The organism is Sphingobium tyrosinilyticum, from assembly GCF_042654265.1.
Classification (GTDB): domain Bacteria; phylum Pseudomonadota; class Alphaproteobacteria; order Sphingomonadales; family Sphingomonadaceae; genus Sphingobium; species Sphingobium tyrosinilyticum.
The window spans coordinates 1-3,510 of record NZ_JBHSFZ010000023.1 but is presented as its reverse complement, the minus strand read 5'-3'; the positions used below and the strand labels follow the sequence as shown (position 1 = coordinate 3,510).

General features: G+C 63.2%; 3 protein-coding genes. All 3 read right to left on the bottom strand.

Annotated features, from left to right (window positions below):
* Nucleotides 1-2: 2 nt before the first annotated feature.
* Complete coding sequence (locus tag ACFO3E_RS10965) at nt 3-413, bottom strand: cobalamin B12-binding domain-containing protein (RefSeq protein ID WP_380804690.1); 411 nt, start codon at nt 411-413, stop codon at nt 3-5.
* The gene (locus tag ACFO3E_RS10960) at nt 410-2,068 is read right to left on the bottom strand and encodes a methylmalonyl-CoA mutase family protein (protein ID WP_380804688.1); all 1,659 of its coding nucleotides are present in this window, start codon (nt 2,066-2,068) and stop codon (nt 410-412) included. The genes ACFO3E_RS10965 and ACFO3E_RS10960 overlap by 4 nt, the downstream gene beginning before the upstream one ends.
* Nucleotides 2,069-2,072: 4 nt before the next feature.
* Nucleotides 2,073-3,510, bottom strand: a 1,438-nt coding sequence (locus ACFO3E_RS10955; RefSeq protein ID WP_380804685.1) for an aromatic ring-hydroxylating oxygenase subunit alpha, incomplete at its 5' end; no start/stop codon positions are given.

Sequence of the window (3,510 nt, the reverse complement as noted above, 5' to 3'; positions counted from 1 at the left end):
CATCATCTTTGTGGATTGCCTTCATTTTGCACGAAGGCGATGATGTCTTCGGTTTTGGATCCTGCGCCGAACACGCCTGCGACGCCCATTTCCTTGAGCTCGTCGACATCGTCGGGATGGATGATTCCGCCCAGGATCACGGGCACATGGCCCACGCCCCTAGCCTTCATCGCCTCGATGAGCTGGCGGGTATATTCGACATAGGCGGCCGAGGAGAAGCTGATTCCCACGATGTCGGCCTTGCGCTCGGCAACCGCGGTGGCCATGCCCTCGACGCTGTTATGCTCGCCGATATAGTCGACATCGATCCCGCCGGCTTCGTCGAGCAGCCGCGCCAGCGTGCGGATGCCCTTGGAGTGGACGTCGGTGCCCAGCATGCCCAGCATGCAGCGTACGGTATTGGGTCTGCTCATGTGTAGCTCAGCGGTGCCAGGATGTGGCCATAGGGGTCATAGTCATAGCCGTGTGCCACCCGCACCGTCCCCCAGATCTCGCCGATGCTGGCGTCGGCGACGAACGCGTCGATCATCGCCTGCATCGGGTTGTTGCCCGCGCGCGCGGCATTGTAGACGGTCTGGAGCGAAGCCGCCCAGCCCGCTTGGTCGCGCTGCTGTTTGAGCTCGCTGAACCGCCGGATATGCGCATAGGTGTTGGTCCGGTCGAACTTGAACCGGGTCGGCGCAGGCTCGTCCTCGGGCACGAAGCGGTTGACCCCCACCATGATGCGATCGCCGCTGTCCATCTCGCGCTGCAGGTCGAAGTTGAAGTCGTCCATCGTCCGCTCGACGTCGCCACTGGCGATCGCCTCGAGCAGTCCCTTCTCCTCCAGCTGCGCCAGCATCGCCATCGCCTGCGCTTCCACCTGGTCGGTCAGCGCCTCGATATAATAGCTGCCCCCGAACGGATCGGCGACCCGCGCGGCGCCCACTTCATTGGCCAGGATCTGCTGCTGGCGCGTCGCCAGTTCGCGCGCCTCGTGCGTGGGCACGCAGACCGGCTCATCGAAGGTGCAGGCCTCCAGCGACTGCACGCCCCCGCACAGCGCCGCCAGGCTCTGGATCGCGGTGCGGGTGAGGTTGTTGAGCGGCTGCTTGTAGACCAGCGACTTGCCCGACGTGTGGCAGGCGATGCGCAGCCGCTGCGAACGGACGTCCTGCGATCCAAACCGCTCCTTCATCGTACGCGCCCAGGTGCGGCGCAGCGCGCGGAACTTGGCCACCTCCTCGAAAAAGTCGATGTCCGACGTCGACACCCAGGCAAGGCTGGGCGCCACCTCGTCGACGGTCAGGCCCCGCGCGATCAGGTCCTCCATCGTCTTGTTGATGATCGCCATGCCCAGTGCAATCTCGCCGGCGGGCGACAGGCCGCGCTCGCGCAGGTCATAGGCCTGCGGCATGCCCAGCGCCCAGCGCGGGCTGTTGCGCACGGAAAACTCCACCTCGTCCACCGTGGTGCGGTGAGCAAGCTCGGTCGGCGCGATCCGCTTGCCCCAGCCGCACAGCGTCTCCTGCAGCATGTCGGGCATGTTCGAGCCCTGCAGCGTCGCGAGCGGCTGGCCCCGCTTCACATGCAGCGAGGCAACCAGCGGATAGGCCATCGCCGCCCAGTGCCAAGCGGTGTCGACCTTGGCCAAGTCCACCCCGTCAAGCAGCCGCTCCATGTCTCGGGTCGTGGGCAGCGAGCAGCCTTCCAGCCCCACCTCGGGGCCGAAAGCGGGATGATCGGGGTCGATGCTCTGCGTCGTCAGCGGATCAGGCACGATGCTGACCCCGGTGCCGCCCGCCTGCAGCACCATCTCCAGCCCCTGGCGCGTATCCTCCGGCGAGCCGTAGCCCACGATGTTGCGCAGCGTCCACATGCGGCTGCGATACATCTGCGGATAGGCGCCCCGCGTGAAGGGGTAGCTGCCCGGATCGCCGAGCTTCTCCGCATAAGCCGCGTCGCGCTCGGGCGGAAAATAGGCCGCGTCGGTCTCCAGGCCGCTCCACGTCTTGGTGCGCGACAGCTTGATCTCGAGATTCTCGACGCTCTCGAACAGGTTCGTCGAAGGGTTGCTGGGCATGTCCATGGCGTCAGCTCCGGCCGATCCGGCGGTCGAGCTCGGCGAGATAATGGCGGATGCGGTTTTCCGATTCCGACAGGACATAGCCGTCAAAGGCCGAGGATTCGATGCCCTTCTGCACCTCGGGCACGCGTACCGCGTCCTGCGCCAGCACCGATCCGAAATCCTCCAGCGTCTGCGGCACGACCTTTTCCGGCCGGATCGACCCGTCCCAGCCCGGAGGGGACACCGCCTCAGGACCGAACTGGCCCGGATCCATCACCATGTCCTGCGATCCCCCCACCGGCAGGCACAATGAGATGGCGCGATAATAGCTCTTCCTGGGATCGGTTTCGTGCGGGCGAAAGATCTGCAGCAGCAGTGAATCGCTGAACGCGTTGATCGTGATGTTGGGGAAGATGAAATAGTTCCAGTCGTCATTGACCTGGTCATCGGTCATCGCGTCGAAATGGTCATAGCCGTGCCGCTTGGCCCATTGCCGCCGCGTCTGCGCGAAGGCCTTGTTATATTCATGGCCCTTCAGGTGCAGGAAATCGTCGGGATTGCCGCCGTAAAATTGCAGGAAAGCCTTCATTCCCTCGGGCACCGTCTCGCGATCCTCGAAGCGAACCGGCACCGAACCGATCGGAATGATCATTCGGCTGTTGCCATTGGCGTAGAGATCATATTGGCAGCCCAGCGTCTCGGTGAAGGGCGCTACCTGCGGATGCACGTCATCGGCATGGTAAAATTCAATGAAGGCGTCGAGCGCGGTCTTCCAGTTCGCGTCCCAGCAGGTCTCGATGTCGCGGAGCACCCGGTATTTCTCGAACGGATAGGGCGCCAAATGCTCGGGGATCACGTCCAGATGCTCCAACAGGGGCTTGGCATCGGGGTCCATGTTGATGAAAACCAGGCTGTTCCATACGCTGCACTTGACGGCCTTGAGGCCCGGACGATGCGCGATCGCCTCGGGGCGGAAGATCATCTCGTCGCGGATTTCAACATTGCGCCCGTCGATCCCGAACTTCCAGCCATGAAAGTCGCAGGTGAAGATGCAGCCACCCTCGGCCGCATCGCTCCCTGTGCTGCCAAAATCGCTGTGCACGATCCGGTTGCCCCGGTGCGGGCAGACATTGAAGAAGGCCGATACCCCCTCATCCCCCTCACCGTTGCGCACGATGATGAAGGACTCCTTGCCATAATCGGCCTTAAACCAGTCGCCCACCTCCGGCAGATCATGCGTGAGCCCAACAAAGAGCCAGCTCTTTGTCCACATATGATCCCACTCCAGCGCCGCTTCCTGCGCACTGTAGAAACGCTTCGGATCAACCCGCTCCGTCCCATGATCAATATAAGGCGCCTTCGCACCAGGACTGCCCGGCTCCGCATCAGGGTAGGTCACAAACCCCACCCGATAATCATATCCCATGACACGCCTCTCATCAAAACAGGATGTAGGACCTAAT

Coding starts and splice junctions, on each gene's coding strand:
- ACFO3E_RS10965 (WP_380804690.1), bottom strand. CDS start 413: ATGAGCAGACCCAATACCGTACGCTGCATGCTGGGCATGCTGGGCACC.
- ACFO3E_RS10960 (WP_380804688.1), bottom strand. CDS start 2,068: ATGGACATGCCCAGCAACCCTTCGACGAACCTGTTCGAGAGCGTCGAG.